The sequence below is a fragment of the Streptomyces sp. NPDC059455 genome, assembly GCF_042750115.1.
GTDB classification, from domain to species: Bacteria; Actinomycetota; Actinomycetes; order Streptomycetales; family Streptomycetaceae; genus Streptomyces; species Streptomyces endocoffeicus.
This window is the reverse complement of the sequence record NZ_JBHYVB010000091.1, coordinates 1-15,776: the sequence shown is the minus strand read 5'-3', so window position 1 is coordinate 15,776 and position 15,776 is coordinate 1. Positions and strand designations below refer to the sequence as shown.

The window sequence follows — 15,776 nt, the reverse complement described above, 5'->3', positions numbered from 1 at the left end:
GGACCCAGGACTTGCCGAGGACCGCCGACCTCGTCGTCATCGGCGCCGGTGTCGTCGGCGCGGCCGCCGCCTGGTTCGCCACCCTGGCCGGGCTGCGGGTCGTGGTGGTCGACCGGGGCGCCATCGCGGGCGGCACCTCGGGCGCGGGCGAGGGAAACGTCCTGGTCTCGGACAAGGAGCCGGGCCCGGAGCTGGAGCTCGCGCGGTACTCGCGGCAGGTGTGGGGCGAGGACCTGGGCCCGTACGGCGAGTGGTGGGAGTTCGAGCAGAAGGGCGGGCTGGTGGTGGCCTCCACGCGCGCCGCCCTGGCCGCGCTGCGGACGCTGGCCGAGCGGCAGCGGGCCCGTGGGGTCGTCGTACAGGAGGTGTCCGGGGCCGGACTCCACGACCTCGAACCACGGCTGACCCGCGAGGCCGCCGGAGGCGCGCTGTATCCGCAGGACGCCCAGGTGCAGCCCATGCTGGCGGCGGCCCACCTGCTGCGGCTCGCACGGCGGCGCGGGGCGGTGGTGCGGACGCGGACGGAGGTGGTGGGGTTCCTCCGGCGTACGGGTGCCCCGGCCATCTCGGGGGGAGGGCGTACGGGTGCCCCGGCCGTCTCGGGAGGCGGCGCGGGTGTCCCGGTCACCGGCGTACGGACGCCGCACGGCACCGTCAGCGCCCCCGCCGTCCTGAACGCGGCGGGCACCTGGGCCGGTGCGGTGGCGGGCCTCGCGGGCGTCGAGCTGCCGGTGCTGCCGCGCCGGGGCTTCGTCCTCGTCACCGAACCACTGCCGCCCGCGACCGTACGGCACAAGGTCTACGCGGCCGACTACGTGGACGCCGTGGCCAGTTCGGACGCGGAGCTCCAGGCGTCGCCGGTCGTGGAGGGCACGGGCGGCGGCACGGTGCTGATCGGCTCCACCCGGGAGCGGGTCGGCTTCGACCGGCGGCCGTCCCCCGCCGCCGTACGGGCGCTGGCCCGGGGCGCGATCGGGCTGTTCCCGATGCTGGCGTCGGTGCGGGCGATGCGCGTGTACGCGGGCTTCCGGCCGTACTGCCCCGACCATCTGCCGGTCATCGGCCCCGACCCGCGCGCCCCCGGGCTGTGGCACGCCTGCGGCCACGAGGGCGCGGGGATCGGCCTCGCGGCGGGGACGGGGAAGCTGATCGCACAGGCGCTGACGGGGGAGGCGATGGATCTGGACCTGACGCCGTTCGCCCCCGAACGCTTCGAGGAGGGTGGTGCGGATGAGCCACGCGGGAAGTGACGAGCGCACGGGGCCGTCGCCCTACCGGCTGACCTTCGACGGCACGACGGTCACCGCGTTGCCAGGGCAGAGCGTGGGCGCGGCGCTGGTGGCGGCCGGGATCGTGGCCTGGCGGACCACGCGGCGCGAGGGCAGACCGCGCGGGCTGTTCTGCGGGATCGGGGTCTGCTTCGACTGCCTGATCACCGTGGACGGGCACCCGGGACAGCGGGCCTGCCTGGTCCCGGCGCGGGACGGAATGCGGCTGTCGGCGGAGGGCGATCACGGTGGTGATGGCGGCGATGGCGACTGATCGGCCGACGTACGACGTAGCCGTCGTGGGCGCGGGCCCCGCCGGGCTCGCCGCCGCCGTCGGGGCCGCCGAGGCGGGCCTGGAGGTGGTGCTCATCGACGCCGGGCGCCTGCCCGGCGGCCAGTACTGGCGCCATGACGACGAGCACTCCACGCCCCCTGCCCACCACCACGGGCGGCTCTTCGCCCGCCTCCGCGCCCGGCTGCGCCACCAGCGCCGCCTCGGCCGTCTCCACTACCTCCCCGGCCACCAGGTCTGGCTGATCGACCGCCCCCGCCCGGACTCCGGGCCGTTCACCCTGCGCCTGAACGGTCCGTACGACACGGCCCCCGTCGAGCGGGACCGGGTGCGGGCCCGCTCGCTGGTGCTCTGCTGCGGTGCGTACGACCGCCAACTGCCGCTCCCCGGCTGGGAACTGCCCGGAGTGATGGCGGCCGGAGGCGTCCAGGCGCTGCTGAAGGGGCATCGGGCGGTGGCGGGTCGGCGGGCGGTGGTCGCGGGCACGGGCCCGTTCCTGCTGCCGGTGGCGACGGGCCTGGCGCAGGCCGGGGTCCGGGTCCTCGCCGTATGCGAGGCCAACCCGGCGCACGGCTGGCTGCGTCACCTGGACGGGGCGGTGCGGGCGCCCGCCAAATCCGCCGAGGCGGTGCGGTACGCGGCGCTGATGGCCCGCCACCGCATCCCGTACCGGACCCGGGCCACGGTGACCGAGATCCTGGGCGAGGACCGGGTGCGCGGGGTGCGGCTCGACGGCGGCGAGGTGCTCGAGGCCGATCTGGTGGCGCTGGGCTGGGGGTTCACCCCCGCCCTCGAACTGCCCCTGATGGTCGGCGCCGCCACCCGCCGCGACCTCGACGGCTCCCTCGTCGCCGTGGTCGACGCCCGACAGCGCACCACCGTCCCGGACGTCCTGGCCGCGGGGGAGACCACGGGCGTGGGCGGCGCCGCGTCGGCCGTCGCCGAGGGACGGCTGGCCGCCCTGTCGCTGGCGGCGGCCCACGGGCTGCCGGTGGATCCGCGCACCGTACGGCGGCTGCGCACCGCGATCCGCCACGGCCGGGCCTTCGCCGCCGCGCTGCACCGCACGTACCCCGTGCCCGACGGGTGGACCGGCCGGCTGACCGAACGCACGGTGGTCTGCCGCTGCGAGGAGGTCACCTACGGCGAGCTGTGCCGCGCCCGTACCGACCTCGGCGCCGAGGACCCCCGCACCATGAAGCTCCTGGCCCGCCCCGGGATGGGCTGGTGCCAGGGGCGGATCTGCGGGTTCGCGGTCGCCGCCGTCACCGCGTCGCTGACCGGCCGCCCGGCCACGGCGGAGGATCTGCGGCCGCTCTCGGCACGGCCGTTCGCGGCGCCGGTGACGCTGGGGGAACTGGCGGAGGTGGACGAGCCGGCGGGGATGGACGAGTCGGCGGACGACGCGGACGAGGAGCCCTAGCCTCCGCGAGCCCTCGCCTCTGGCAGCTTGCGCAGATGCCAGCCTCCGTGCCCGAATCATTGGACGGATACCACCTGATCGCCATGTACCGGCTCGCAGATGCGGCGCTACCATCGACGGATGCATACGTACCGGATCGGTGAGGCCGCGGCCCTGATGGGGGTCAGCGTCGACACCCTGCGGCGCTGGGTCGACAGCGGACGGCTGACCGCCGAACGGGACGAGCAGGGGCGCCGGATCATCCCGGGCCCGGCGCTCGCCGCGTTCGCCCGCGAGGTCGCCAGCGGCACGGACCGCGACCACCCCGGCTCCTCGGCCCGCAATCGCTTCTCGGGGATCGTCACCGAGGTGATCCTCGGCGATGTGTCCGCGCAGGTGGAGATCCAGGCGGGCCCGTTCCGCGTGGTGTCCATGATCAGTCGGGAGTCGGCGGAGGAGCTGAGGCTGGAGCCGGGCGTTCCGGCCGTCGCCGTGATCAAGTCGACCAACGTGGTCGTGGAAACGCCGTGAACACGCGCGCCGCGGGCGACGCGAGCACAGGCAGCAGTCGCAGAGAGGGAGAGACAGACCCCATGACGACCCGTTCCGCATCAGGTTCAGGTTCAGGTTCCGGACCCCGATCCCGTTGGACGCTCCGTGTGGTCGGCGGCTTCGCGCTCGCCGCCATGGCGCTCACCGCCTGCTCCTCCGGTGACTCCGACGACTCCGGTGACTCCGGTGACTCCTCCAAGAAGTCCAGCTCCGGTTCCTCCTCCGAGAAACTGTCCGGCACGGTGACCGTGTTCGCGGCGGCCTCGCTGAAGGAGAGCTTCACCGCACTGGGCAAGACCTTCGAGAAGGAGCACCCCGGCACCAAGGTCTCCTTCAACTTCGGCGGCAGCGACGCCCTCGCGGCCAGTATCACCTCCGGCGCGCCCGCCAATGTCTTCGCCGCCGCGAGCCCGAAGACCATGAAGACCGTCACCGACGCCAAGGACGCCAAAGGCACCCCGGCCACCTTCGTCCGCAACCAGCTCGAGATCGCGACCCTCCCGGGCAACCCGAAGAAGATCAAGACGCTCAAGGACCTCACCCGCTCCGGGCTGAAGGTCGCGCTGTGCGCCGAGGAGGTGCCGTGCGGCTCGGCGGCCCAGAAGGCGCTGACCGCGGCCAAGCTCAAGCTCACCCCGGTCTCGTACGAGCAGGACGTCAAGGGCGCGCTGACCAAGGTGCAGCTGAAGGAGGTGGACGCCTCCGTCGTCTACAAGACCGATGTGAAGGCGGCGGGCGGCAAGGTCGCGGGCGTGGAGTTCCCCGAGTCGAAGCAGGCCATCAACGACTATCCGATCGCCCTGCTGAAGAACACCCAGAACGCGGAGGCGGCCACGGCCTTCATCGACCTGGTGAAGTCCGCACAGGGCCAGAAGGTGCTCAGCCAGGCCGGTTTCCTCAAGCCGTGACGGAGCGGAATGCCGGGGCGGAGCGGAGCGCCGGGGCGGAGCGGAATGCCGGGGCGGAGCCGAAGGCGGGGGCGGAGCCGAAGGCCGGAGCCAGGCCGGGGGCCGGGACCGAACCAGCGGGGCCAACCGGCCCCACGGAGGTTCTGGGCAGCGGCACACGGCGACGACGCCTCGGCACCTCCCGCCTCCGCGCGGGCAGCGTCCCGCTGCCGCTGCTGCTGCCCGCCCTCGCCGGCCTGGTCTTCCTGGTGCTTCCGCTGGTCGCGCTGCTGATCCGCGCGCCCTGGCGGAGCCTGCCCGACCAGCTGACCAGCGTCGCGGTGTGGCAGGCGCTGCGCCTCTCGCTGATCACCGCGACCGCCGCCACCGCCGTGGCGCTGGTCCTGGGCGTCCCCCTGGCCTGGCTGCTGGCCCGCGCCCGCTTCCCCGGCCGTCGGCTGCTGCGCGCCCTGGTGACCCTGCCGCTGGTGCTGCCGCCGGTGGTCGGCGGCGTGGCGCTGCTGCTCGCGCTGGGCCGTAACGGGATCGTGGGCCGCTGGCTGGACTCGGCGTTCGGCGTGACCCTGCCGTTCACCACGGCGGGGGTGGTGGTCGCGGAGGCGTTCGTCGCGATGCCGTTCCTCGTGATCAGTGTCGAGGGCACGCTGCGGGCGGCCGATCCGCGCTACGAGGAGGCCGCCACCACTCTCGGCGCCTCGCGCTTCACCGCGTTCCGGCGGGTCACCCTGCCGATGGTCGCGCCCGGCGTGGCCGCGGGCGCGGTGCTGGCCTGGGCGCGGGCGCTGGGCGAGTTCGGCGCCACGATCACCTTCGCGGGCAACTTCCCCGGCCGTACGCAGACGATGCCGCTGTCGGTCTATCTCGCGCTCCAGAGCGACCCGGCCGCCGCGATCGCGCTCAGCCTCGTCCTCCTCGCCGTCTCCATCGCGGTCCTGGCCGGGCTGCGCGACCGCTGGATGGCCGCCTCATGACCGACACGGACACCTCCCCCACCGAGAAGGCCGCGCCGCACACCGACGGCCTCGACGCCCGGCTCGTCGTCGACCGGGGCAGCTTCCGGCTCGACCTGCGGCTGACCGCCGCACCCGGCGAGGTGGTCGCCCTGCTCGGGCCGAACGGCGCGGGCAAGACGACCGCGCTGCGCGCCCTGGCCGGGCTCACCCAGCTCACCGAGGGCGCGCTGCGGCTGGACGGCCGGACCCTGGAGGAGCCGTCGCATCGGCTGCGGACGCCGCCCGAACACCGCCCGGTCGGCGTCGTCTTCCAGGACTATCTGCTCTTCCCGCACCTCACCGCGCTCGACAACGTGGCCTTCGGCCCGCGCTGCCACGGGGTGCCGAAGGCGGAGGCCCGCGCGCAGGCGGCCGACTGGCTGGACCGGATGGGCCTGACCGACCGCGCGGGCGCCAAACCCCGCGCCCTGTCCGGCGGGCAGGCCCAGCGGGTCGCCCTCGCCCGCGCCCTGGCCACCCGCCCCCGGCTGCTGCTCCTGGACGAGCCGCTCGCCGCGCTGGACGCCCGCACCCGCCTCGATGTGCGCTCCGGACTCCGCCGCCATCTGGCCGACTTCGAGGCGGTGGCCGTCCTGGTCACCCATGACCCGCTGGACGCGATGGTGCTCGCCGACCGGCTCGTGGTCGTGGAGGACGGCCGTATCGTCCAGGAGGGCGCCCCGGCGGACATCTCCCGCCGCCCCCGCACCGACTACATCGCCAGCCTCGTCGGCCTCAACCTCTACCAGGGCCGCGCCGACGGCCACACCGTGACGCTCGACGGCGGCACCACCACCATCACCACCACCGAAGACCTCACCGGCTCGGTCTTCGTCGCCTTCCCACCCGCCGCGGTCACCCTCCACCGCGACCGCCCCGACTCCAGCGCGCGCAACCTGTGGCGGCTGGAGGTGGCCGGCATGGAGTCCCACGGCGACCAGATCCGCGTCGACCTCACCGGCGAACTCCCCCTCCTGGCCGACCTCACGACGGCGGCGGTAGCCGAACTCTCCCTCCACCCGGGCCGCACGGTCTGGGCCACCCTCAAGGCAACGCAAACCCACGCATACCCGGCGTAAGCCGATCCCGGCACACCTACGCGCCCTCAAGTCCACTCGACCGTCCCGAGCATGATGTGGGTCGCTTGACCCTCGTCGTTCAACCCGGTGTACGGGCAGGGCATGAGCTGTGCCGCGTTGCAGGCTTCGTGCCTGTCCTCCTATCTCACCGGTGGCCCCGACCTCGAGTCGGCGGCCACGGAGTTCTTCGACCTGCAGCAGCTGGTGGTGGACGCGGCGTGGACGGTGTCCGCCGGAGGTGACGCCGTCCGCCTCGACGCGATGAACCATGTCGAGGTGGACGAGGACGTGCGCCAACAGCGCTGGGCCATGGACCAGGTGGTCGGCACGACCCTCGTCGACGGTCATTAGCCTCAATACTGGTGGCATGAGGCAGGGGGAGCCCGGAGAGGGCGAGGGGTATTCGGGGCGGGCCGGGAGGCGGCGGTTCATCGTCGCGTCCGTGGTGAGCTGTGTGGCCATCGCGGTGGCCGTCACCCATGTGCTGGCGCCGGATCTGAAGATAGACAACGTCACCGTGGCGCTCCTGGTGGTCGCCGTCGTGCCCTGGTTGCGCGATCTGCTCAACAGCATCGAACTGCCGGGCGGGGTGCGCCTGGAGTTCAAGGAGGCGGTCGAGCGGCGCATCGAGGCCGCCGAGCGGATCGCCGACGCCGCCCTCGTGGGGAGCGGCGACGACGGACCCGAGGCCGACGGCACGACGGCGCTCACGGATGTGCGCCGGCTGGCTGCCGAATACCTCGAGGTCCGTACGTCGATGTCCAGCGGATCCGCCCGTACGCAGCGTATGAACGGCATCTTCGCCCGGCTGGTGCGCGCCACCCAGCGGATCGCCGAGCCCGACCTGGGCGGCTGGCTCACCTCGCCGGACGGCGGTCTGCGCCTGGCCGCGTACGCGCGGCTGTACGCGGTGCCGGACGCGGACGCGCTGGCCGCCCTCACGGACGCCGTCGTGAAGGAGCCGCTCGCCTTCAGCCAGTACTGGGGCATCCACGCGCTCGACAAGGTCGTGGACGCCGTCGGGGTCGAGGACGTGCCGTCGGGGGTCGTCCGGCGTCTGGAGGACTGCCGGCCGCGCGGCAGTGACCGGATGGCCCTGCTGCGGCGTCTGATCGCCAAGCTGCACGGGCTCCCGTAGCGGGCTCTCTTTGCCGGTCGCGGGCGTCGATCAGGCGGTGAGGGCCGGGTAGTCGGTGTAGCCCCGGTGGTCGCCGCCGTAGAACGTGGCCGTGTCGGGGGTGTTGAACGGGCCACCGGCGGCCAGTCGCCGCGGCAGGTCGGGGTTGGCCAGGAACAGCGCCCCGTACGCGACCATGTCCGCGGTTCCGTCCTCGATCAGCTTCAGCGCCTCGGGCCCGGTGGCGTCGGGGTGCGTGAACGGGTTGATGATGAACGCGCCCGGCCATGACTTCCGCAGCCGCGGGGTCAGATCCCGGTTCGGCCCCTCCAGCAGGTGGAGATAGGCCAGGTCCAGACCGGCGAGCCGGTCCAGCAGGGCGAGGTAGACCTCGTCCGGGGCGTCCTCGGCGATGTCGTTGTACGGGTTCCCGGGCGAGATCCGCAGACCGACCCGGTGGCTGCCGATCGCCCCGGCCACGGCGGTGGCGACCTCGATGGCCAAGCGGACCCGGCCCTCGGTGTCGCCGCCCCAGCCATCCGTACGCAGATTGGAGTTGGGCGCGAGGAACTGGTGGATCAGATAGCCGTTCGCGCCGTGGATCTCCACTCCGTCGAATCCGGCCTCGACCGCGTTGCGGGCCGCCTCGGCGAAGTCGGCGATCGTCTGCCGGATGTCCGCCTCGCTCAGCTCCCTCGGCGTCACGAAGTCCTTCGGCCCCTCATGGGTGAAGACCTGGCCCTCGGCGGCCACCGCCGAAGGCCCCACCGGCACCAGTCCGTCGGGCAGCAGGCTCGGGTGTCCGACCCGCCCGGTGTGCATCAGCTGCGCGAAGATCACGCCGCCTTCCCGGTGCACGGCGTCGGTCACCGTTCGCCACGCCCGCACCTGCCCGGGGGTGTGCAGTCCGGGGGTGTCGGGGTAGCCCTGGCCGACCGGCGAGGGCTGGATGCCTTCGGTGACGATCAGCCCGGCGCCGGCCCGTTGCGCGTAGTACGTCGCCATCAGCTCCGTCGGCTCCGCGCCGGGCCCGAAGGCGCGGCTGCGGGTCATCGGCGCCATCGCGACGCGGTTGGCCAGGTGCTTGCCGCCCAGGACGATCGGATCGAAGGGGGTGGTCATGGCTCCTCCTTGGGATGGGTGATGCCTGCCTGAACAAGTAAATCACCTAGCCGAACAAGTAAATGGAGCGGAGCCATTCCTGGAGGTGAGTGTGATGTGGGTTACATGCTTCTGCCTGGGCATATGACGATCAATGCCTGAAGGGACGGGCAGGAGCGCCGCTCGGAAGGTAGGCTTACCCTGCCCAAACAGGAAAGTGAGGATGAGATGACGCACTCCACGCCGGAGGCCGGGAAGGGGCCTGCGGTGACGGGGCCCGCGGTGAAGGGGCAGGTGGCCACCGTCCCGGTGCCCACCGCGGCCGGCGGCGGGCCGGTCAGTCACGCGATCTTCCGCTTGGCCCGTCTGCACCGCATGCTCGCCGGACAGCTGCTGCGCCGTATCGGCCTGCATCCGGGCCAGGAGCTGGTCATGATGCATCTGTGGGAGCTCGGCCCGCAGCGGCAGACCGACCTGGTGCGGCTGCTGGACTCCGACGCCGCCACCATGACCCGCACCGTCCGGCGCCTGGAGCAGGCGGGTTTCGTCCGCCGCAGCCCCTCGCCCACCGACAAGCGCGCGACGATCGTCGAACCCACGGTGGCCAGCCAAGCCCTGCGCCACGAGGTCGAGCGGATCTGGAGCCGGCTTGAGGACATGTCGACGGCGGGCCTCTCCGACGACGAGAGCGCCGCGGCCCTGCGCACCCTGGAGCGCCTGGAGGGCAACCTCGCCCAGGCCGTGACCGACTCCGCGGGGGCGGCGGAGACGAGGCGTTGACACCAGCTTTTGGGAGCGCCGTCAATCGTCCGTGATGACCACCTTCCCGAAGTGCCCCCGCCCCGCGAAGTACCGGTACGCGGCGGGCGCCTCGGCGAACGGAAAGGCGCGGTCGACGACGGGGCGCAGCCGGTGGTGCTCGATCGCGCGGTTCATCCGCTCGAACATCTCCCGGCTGCCCACGAACATCCCCTGCAGCGTGACGCCCTTGAGCAGTACGGCGGCCGGGTCGGCCCCGCCGTCCCGGGACAGTACGCCGATGAGGCTGATCCGCCCGCCGACGCGTACGGCCTCCAGCGACTGCGGCAGGGTGCCCGCGCCGCCCACCTCCACGACGTGGTCGACCCCGCCGCCGGTCGCCTCGGCCACCACGCGGCCCCAGTCGGGGGTGCGGGCGTAGTTGACGCCGTCGGTGGCGCCGAGCGAGCGCAGTCGCTCCAGCTTGGTGTCGTCGCTGGAGGTGGCGAGCACCCTCGCCCCGCCGAGTGCGGCGAACTGCAGGGCGAACAGCGACACTCCGCCGCTGCCCAGGGTCAGCACCGTCTGGCCGGGGGTGAGCCCACCGGTGACCGCCACCGCGTGCCATGCGGTCACCGCGGCGCACGGCAGCGTCGCGGTCTCGGCGAAGTCCAGATGCGCGGGGGCGGCGACCAGGGCCTCCTGGTCGAAGAGGACGTACTCCGCGAGCACCCCGTCCGCCGGGCCGCCCAGCGCGCCCGCCGTCTTCCGCGCGGCGGGCGGCCCGGAGAGCCAGCCGGGCATGAAGATCCCGGCGACGCGGTCGCCCTCCCGCCACCGGGTGACCTCGGAACCGGCGTCCACGACCTCGCCCGCGCCGTCGGACAGCGGTACGACATCGGGCTTCAGGGCACGTCCGTACGTGTCCGACGCGATCATCAAGTCCCGGTAGTTGAGCGACCAGGCCCGCATCCGGACCAGCACCTCACGCGGCCCGGGGGCGGGCACCTCGCGCTCGTCCAGCCGGAGGGCGTCCACGCCGGTGAGGCGCGGCAGGTGGTAGTAGCGCGTCTTCATCACACCGTTCCTCTTCTCACGCGTTCCTCTTCTCACGCGGTCCGCGGGATCGGGACGGCCTGGCCGCTGACCCGCGCCCGGGGGTCGTCGGGCGTGACGTCGAGCAGGAGGTCGCTGGGGCGGCCCATGTCCTCGCCCTGGCGGATACGGACCCGGGTCTGGCCGCCGACCAGGCCGAGTACCCGCAGATAGCCGCCGAAGGCGGCGGCCGCGGCGCCGGTGGCCGGGTCCTCGACCACCCCGCCGACGGGGAACGGATCGCGGGCGTGGAAGACGAACCTGTCCGTGGAGCCCTCGCCCTCCGCCGTCTCGCGCCACACCAGATGCACCGTCGTCCAGCCGCGCCGCCGCATCACCGCATCGAGCGCGTCGAAGTCGTAGTCGAGGTCCGCCAGCCGCTCGCGGGTGGCGGCGGCGAGGACGAGGTGGTCGTTGCCCGCGAAGGCGACATGCGGGGGCAGGGCCGGGTCCAGGTCGTCCGCGGACCAACCCAGCGCCGCCAGCGTCGGCTCGAGCTCCGTGCCCGGGTCGGCGGGGCGCGAGCGCGTGGGAACGCTGGTGAGCGTGGCGCGGGGCGGGCCGTCGCCGTCGGCCGTGGTCTCGACGCGGATCTCGCCCGAGGCCGTGTCGAAGACCAGCTCACCCGGGCCGTCACGCTCGGCGAGGGCCACGGCCGTGGCGATCGTGGCGTGTCCGCAGAACGCGACCTCGGCGAGCGGGCTGAAGTACCGCAGCCGGTAGCGGCGCGCGGTCTCGTCCCGTTCGGTGATGAACGCGGTCTCCGAGTAGCCGATCCGCGCGGCGATGGCGGTCATGGCCGCGTCGTCGTCCGCGACGGCCGCGGCGTCGCGGACCACACCGGCGGGATTGCCGCCGTCGGGCCGGGTGGTGAAGGCGGAGTAGCGCAGAACGTCGACACCCGGGGTGGAGGCGGTGGACGCGGTGGACGTCGTGGGCGCGGTGCGCCTGGTGGATGTGGCGGACGTGCTGGCGGACGTGGTGGCGGACGCGGTGGGTTCGGTGGGTGCGGTCATGCCGTCCACGGTTCCACCGCCCCCGGTATCGCGTCCAACGATTCCTTTCGCTGGAGTCAATCGAGAAACCCAATGAGAGCAGGTCGGAGGCCATCTATCCTGACCCTCGTGGACACACGACTCCTGAAGACGTTCGCGGCCCTGGCGAGAACCGGCAGCTTCACCGCGACCGCCACCGAGCTCCATCTCGCCCAGTCCACCGTCACCGTCCAGATACGCACCCTGGAACGGGAACTGGGCACCCGCCTCTTCGACCGGCTGCCCTCAGGCGCCCTGCCGACCAGCGCCGGACGCCGATTGCTGACGGAGGCCGAGGAGGTCCTGGACGCCGAGGCCCGGCTGCGCACGGTGGCGGCGGCCGGAAACGGCGACGGCGCGGTGGAGGGCCCGGTGGCCCTCGGCGCGGGCGAGTCGCTGTGCGCCTCGCACCTCCCCCGCGTGATCGCCTCGCTGCGCCGCAGCCACCCCGGTATCGACGTCCACCTCCACCCCGCGGGCAGCGCGGCGGCCGTCGAGGGGCTGCGTACGGGACGGCTCGACCTCGTCCTCCTCCTCGAACAGGACGTGGCCGACGCCGACCTGGTGGCCCGCCCCATCGCCCGCGAACCCCTTGTCTACGTCGCCGCCCCCGGCGACCCGCTGGCCGGACGTGAGGCGGGCTGGGACGAACTGGCCGGGCAGAGCTTCTTCGTCCACGAACAGGGCTGCTCCTACAGCGACCACCTCGTCCGCACCCTCCTCACCCTCCCCGGCCCGGCGCCGCGCCTCACCCGCTTCGGCAGCATCGAGGCCGCCCGCGCCTGCGTCGCCGCGGGCCTCGGCCTGACGCTGCTCCCCCGCGCCACGGTGGAACGCCAGCTCGCCGAGGGCTACCTCGCCGAGGTCCACGGCCCGGCCATCCCCCCGGTGCCCGTCCAGCTCACCCGCCACCGCCGCCGCTGGACCAGCCCGGCGGCGCGGGCGGTGGCGGACGAGCTGACGCGGCTGCTGGCGGCGTGAGCCGTGCGTCAGACGACCGCCGGACGAGGCGGGCCGTACGTCAGACCAGCGTGACGCCGTCGTGGGCGCGGATCGCCGGTGGGGTGGCGGTGTCCAGGGCGTCCAGGACGCGCACGGCGTACGCCTCGTCGGCCAGATCGGGGACCTCGGCGCGGGTGGCCCAGCGCCAGGCGCGGGTGCGGGGGCCGGTGGCGGGGGTGCCGTCGAGGGCCTCGCAGCGGAAGACGAGGGAGACGGTGAGGTCGGTCATGTCCTTGTAGACCCCGGTGAGCGCGGCCGGGAGCGCGATCTTGACGCCCGTCTCCTCGAGGATCTCGCGCTGCAGGGCGTCCGGGATGGTGGCGTCGGGGTCGAGCGCACCGCCCGGCGGCTCCCAGGTGCTGCCGTCGCGCCGCTTGATCAGCAGCGCCCGGCCGCGCTCGTCCACGATGACTCCGGCGACGCTGACGCGGTGCGGGCGGTCAGTGGTCACGTTTCCTCGGCCCTCTCGGCTGGCTGGGGTTTCTCACGGTAGCAACGCCCGGACAGGGCCGGGGCACCTACGGGGTGTCCGGCACGTGGCATGCGGCCCGTCCAGGGGGCACCTCCCAGCGGTAGCTGGGGGAGATTGAGGACACGCCCGAAGGGCGTCCGGGGTTTGGGGCGGAGCCCCAGTCGAGGGAAGGGGCGGGGAGGGGAAAGCAGCCCGCGCAGGCGTCACGACCCGCCGGACACCCCCTAACGAACCTCGACCGCGCCGTCGTCCGCCCCACCCCGCCGCTTCGGCTCGCCCTGCCGCTTGGCCTCGCCCTCGGCGCCCGGGGCGCCCATGTTGCGCCGTACCGCGTCCAGGATGGTCAGCCCCTGGCCGACCAGGCCCGCCGCGATCTCGCCCAGCCCGTCCGCCCCGTTGAGGACGTTGACGTTCGCCCCGGAGAGCCCGGAGGCGGCCTCCTTGACGATCTGCGGCAGTTGGTCGATCAGCATGCGGTCGAGCGCGACCCGACCGTGTGAGGCCGCCGCCTCCGCCTGGATCTTCATCCGCTCCGCCTCGGCCAGCGCCACCACCCGGATCCGCTCGGCCTCCGCCTCCGCCGGTTTCACGATCTCGGCCACCAGCTGCTGTTGCCGCAGATCGGCCGCCCGCTGGGCCAACTCCGTGCGTGCGGACAGCACCTCCTGCTGTGCGTGCGCCTCCGCCAGCGGTCCGGCCTGGGCGGCCTGCGCCTGGGCGCGGTCCACCTCGGCGTTGTACTGGGCCTGCACCACCGCCGTCTGCCGCGCGTACTCGGCCTGGTTGCGCGCCGCCTCCTGCTCCGCCTCGGCCGACGCCTGGCTGGCCTGCGCCTGGGCGATCTGGGCCTGCCGCTGGATGGCGGCCTTGTGCGGGGCGGACATCGCGTCGATATAGCCGGTGTCGCCGTCGTCGATCGACTGGATCTGCAACGAGTCCACGATCAGACCGATCTTCGCCATCTCCGCCTTGGAGGTGTCCAGCACCTCGGTGGCCAGCTTCTGCCGCTCGGTGATGAGCTCCTCGACCGTCATCGAGCCGATGATGGACCGCAGATGACCCGCGAAGATCCGCCCTGTCAGCACCGCCATCTGCTCCTGGTCGGAGAGGAACCGCTGCCCCGCGTTGACGATGGACTCGGTGTCATTGCCCACCTTGAACGCGATCACCGCGCGCACCGTCAGCGTGATGCCCTGCCGGCTGACGCACTTCTCCGCGACCTCGGCCTCACACATCGCCAGCGTCAGGAAGCGGACCTTGCGGAAGACCGGGAGCACGAACTTGCCGTGCCCGGTCACCACGCGAAACGGCGCACCCCCATGTCCACGCCTGCCACCCGAGATCAGCATCGCCTGGTCGGGTGCGGGCACGCGGTAACCGAACATCCTTCGTCTCCTCAACCGGCGCCGCCGGCCCCGCCGGACGACGCGTTCAATGGATCGGTCCACTCGATGACGTCGACCTGGCGGGAGCCGCGGAAGTCGATCACGAGGACGGACGCGCCTTGCGGCAGCGGGTCGGAGGACCAGGCGAGGAACGTCTCCGAGCCGCCTCTGACGCGCACCAGGACCTCGCCGGGACCACTGGCACCACGGGTGCCGAGAAGCAGCACCCCGGTGCGACCGATCACAGGATCATCCGGTGTCATGCGGCAGCCGCCCCCCGTAGTTCCGCTGCTGAAATCCGACGTTAGACCGTTTTCCCGGCGCCGGATACGGTTGTGCGCAGCGGGGATCGGGTGAACCGCCACCCGCGGGGGCGGCCGCTACGAGGTGGCGTCCTTGGCGTCGGTGTCCTTGGAGCCGTCGGCTTCGTCGGCCTTGCTCTCGGCCTCAGTCTCGGCCTCGGCCCCGGCGTCCTTCGAGTCCTCGAAATACGCGTCGAGTACCGCGTCCAGCTCCGCCGTCCATTCCTTGAGGAGCTTGCGGGCCGGTGCCTCGACATCGGCGGTGTACCAGCGCCGGTTGGTCGTATAGACGGTGATCCCGAAGCGCTTGCCGAACCGCGGGGTGTCGACCTCCACCGCGCCGATCTCGTCCCACCCGAACTCGGCCTTCTCGCCGTCGAGTTCGAATACGACCCCTCGGCGCCCGGCTCGTATCGCACCGCGCCGGTCGGATACCTCGAAAACGGCCCCGCCGTCCGTGTCCTCGTCCTCGTCCGCGTCCTCCTTCTCGTCGTCGTCCGCTTCCCCATCGGACGCGACGACGTCCTTCGACGCGTCGGCTTCGCCGTCGGACTCCGCCTCGGCCTCGACGCCCTCTTCCTCGTCGAGCTCCGGCTCGTCCTCGGCGGTGACTTCCTCCGGCGGCTGCTCCGCCGCTGCCTTGTCCGGGGCGTCCTCCTCCTTATCGGCAGGGCGCGGGGACGTCAGGCCGGGGATATACCCCGGATCCGTCCCGGCGGTGTGCATGGGCGGGATGATCGGTCCAGTGCTCTGCTCCACGGCCGGAAGTATTGCCGATAAACCTGTGCCGACGACAGGCAACCCGGGGGCCAATCAAGCAGACACAGGAAAGCCGCAGGTTACGCGGAGCCGATTTCGGCGCGGGCCGCAGCGGTGACCCGGGAGGCACGCCCCTTTACTGTACCTTTACTATGGGTGTGGGGACACTTGACCTACTAGGGGGTGTCCGGCGGATCTTTCCCCTCCCCGCCCCTTCCCGCAGCATCGATATGCGGCTCCGCCGCGTGGCAGGGGCTCCGCCCCAGGCCCCCCGGGGG

The 15,776-nt window shown here is 73.0% G+C and carries 18 protein-coding genes; 11 read left to right on the top strand and 7 right to left on the bottom strand.

Annotation, left to right across the window (positions count from 1 at the left end):
• Positions 1 to 11 precede the first annotated feature (11 nt).
• From ACFXB5_RS28755 to ACFXB5_RS28715, 9 genes are all read left to right on the top strand, one after another.
• Positions 12 to 1,250: an NAD(P)/FAD-dependent oxidoreductase gene (locus ACFXB5_RS28755; protein WP_385212877.1), complete on the top strand. Its 1,239-nt coding sequence runs from the start codon at positions 12 to 14 to the stop codon at positions 1,248 to 1,250.
• Positions 1,231 to 1,542 carry a (2Fe-2S)-binding protein gene (locus ACFXB5_RS28750; protein ID WP_385212875.1) on the top strand — a complete coding sequence of 104 codons (312 nt, stop codon included), beginning with the start codon at positions 1,231 to 1,233 and terminating at the stop codon, positions 1,540 to 1,542. The genes ACFXB5_RS28755 and ACFXB5_RS28750 overlap by 20 nt, the downstream gene beginning before the upstream one ends.
• Positions 1,532 to 2,983 carry an NAD(P)/FAD-dependent oxidoreductase gene (locus ACFXB5_RS28745; protein WP_385212873.1) on the top strand — a complete coding sequence of 484 codons (1,452 nt, stop codon included), beginning with the start codon at positions 1,532 to 1,534 and terminating at the stop codon, positions 2,981 to 2,983. The genes ACFXB5_RS28750 and ACFXB5_RS28745 overlap by 11 nt, the downstream gene beginning before the upstream one ends.
• 120 nt (positions 2,984 to 3,103) lie before the next feature.
• On the top strand, positions 3,104 to 3,493 hold the full coding sequence (locus ACFXB5_RS28740) for a molybdopterin-binding protein (RefSeq protein WP_385212871.1): 390 nt from the start codon (positions 3,104 to 3,106) through the stop codon (positions 3,491 to 3,493).
• 62 nt (positions 3,494 to 3,555) lie between these two features.
• Positions 3,556 to 4,422 (top strand): molybdate ABC transporter substrate-binding protein, encoded by an 867-nt coding sequence (gene modA, locus ACFXB5_RS28735; RefSeq protein WP_385212869.1) that lies wholly within the window; start codon positions 3,556 to 3,558, stop codon positions 4,420 to 4,422.
• Between the two features lie 143 nt (positions 4,423 to 4,565).
• Positions 4,566 to 5,393, top strand: a complete 828-nt coding sequence (locus ACFXB5_RS28730) for an ABC transporter permease (RefSeq protein WP_385212920.1) — start codon at positions 4,566 to 4,568, stop codon at positions 5,391 to 5,393.
• Positions 5,390 to 6,493: an ABC transporter ATP-binding protein gene (locus ACFXB5_RS28725; protein WP_385212867.1), complete on the top strand. Its 1,104-nt coding sequence runs from the start codon at positions 5,390 to 5,392 to the stop codon at positions 6,491 to 6,493. The genes ACFXB5_RS28730 and ACFXB5_RS28725 overlap by 4 nt, the downstream gene beginning before the upstream one ends.
• A 102-nt stretch (positions 6,494 to 6,595) precedes the next feature.
• On the top strand, positions 6,596 to 6,844 hold the full coding sequence (locus tag ACFXB5_RS28720) for a hypothetical protein (RefSeq protein WP_385212865.1): 249 nt from the start codon (positions 6,596 to 6,598) through the stop codon (positions 6,842 to 6,844).
• Positions 6,845 to 6,860: 16 nt separating this feature from the next.
• Entirely contained in the window at positions 6,861 to 7,631 is a 771-nt protein-coding gene (locus ACFXB5_RS28715; protein WP_385212863.1) for a hypothetical protein, read from the top strand.
• Between the two features lie 30 nt (positions 7,632 to 7,661).
• Here the strand turns inward: ACFXB5_RS28715 and ACFXB5_RS28710 are convergent, their stop codons facing one another.
• Positions 7,662 to 8,732: an alkene reductase gene (locus ACFXB5_RS28710; RefSeq protein ID WP_385212861.1), complete on the bottom strand. Its 1,071-nt coding sequence runs from the start codon at positions 8,730 to 8,732 to the stop codon at positions 7,662 to 7,664.
• A 207-nt stretch (positions 8,733 to 8,939) separates the two neighbouring features.
• Here ACFXB5_RS28710 and ACFXB5_RS28705 point away from each other — a divergent pair, with 207 nt between their 5' ends.
• Positions 8,940 to 9,491, top strand: coding sequence for a MarR family winged helix-turn-helix transcriptional regulator (locus tag ACFXB5_RS28705; RefSeq protein WP_385212859.1), 552 nt, complete (start codon positions 8,940 to 8,942; stop codon positions 9,489 to 9,491).
• Between the two features lie 21 nt (positions 9,492 to 9,512).
• Here ACFXB5_RS28705 and ACFXB5_RS28700 read toward each other — a convergent pair whose 3' ends face one another.
• Positions 9,513 to 10,526, bottom strand: coding sequence for an NAD(P)-dependent alcohol dehydrogenase (locus ACFXB5_RS28700; protein ID WP_385212858.1), 1,014 nt, complete (start codon positions 10,524 to 10,526; stop codon positions 9,513 to 9,515).
• A gap of 32 nt (positions 10,527 to 10,558) precedes the next feature.
• Complete coding sequence (locus tag ACFXB5_RS28695; protein ID WP_385212856.1) at positions 10,559 to 11,560, bottom strand: PhzF family phenazine biosynthesis isomerase; 1,002 nt, start codon at positions 11,558 to 11,560, stop codon at positions 10,559 to 10,561.
• Positions 11,561 to 11,668: 108 nt separating this feature from the next.
• On the opposite strand from ACFXB5_RS28695, the gene ACFXB5_RS28690 reads away from it, so the two are divergent.
• Positions 11,669 to 12,559: a LysR family transcriptional regulator gene (locus ACFXB5_RS28690; RefSeq protein ID WP_385212854.1), complete on the top strand. Its 891-nt coding sequence runs from the start codon at positions 11,669 to 11,671 to the stop codon at positions 12,557 to 12,559.
• A gap of 40 nt (positions 12,560 to 12,599) precedes the next feature.
• Here the strand turns inward: ACFXB5_RS28690 and ACFXB5_RS28685 are convergent, their stop codons facing one another.
• The 4 genes from ACFXB5_RS28685 to ACFXB5_RS28670 all read right to left on the bottom strand — a co-directional run bounded on the left by ACFXB5_RS28685 (position 12,600) and on the right by ACFXB5_RS28670 (position 15,498).
• Complete coding sequence (locus ACFXB5_RS28685; protein WP_201854125.1) at positions 12,600 to 13,031, bottom strand: NUDIX hydrolase; 432 nt, start codon at positions 13,029 to 13,031, stop codon at positions 12,600 to 12,602.
• Between the two features lie 245 nt (positions 13,032 to 13,276).
• The gene (locus tag ACFXB5_RS28680) at positions 13,277 to 14,437 is read right to left on the bottom strand and encodes an SPFH domain-containing protein (protein ID WP_385212852.1); all 1,161 of its coding nucleotides are present in this window, start codon (positions 14,435 to 14,437) and stop codon (positions 13,277 to 13,279) included.
• A gap of 11 nt (positions 14,438 to 14,448) precedes the next feature.
• On the bottom strand, positions 14,449 to 14,700 hold the full coding sequence (locus ACFXB5_RS28675; protein WP_044572350.1) for a hypothetical protein: 252 nt from the start codon (positions 14,698 to 14,700) through the stop codon (positions 14,449 to 14,451).
• A gap of 117 nt (positions 14,701 to 14,817) precedes the next feature.
• Positions 14,818 to 15,498: a hypothetical protein gene (locus tag ACFXB5_RS28670; protein ID WP_385212850.1), complete on the bottom strand. Its 681-nt coding sequence runs from the start codon at positions 15,496 to 15,498 to the stop codon at positions 14,818 to 14,820.
• Positions 15,499 to 15,776: the final 278 nt, after the last annotated feature.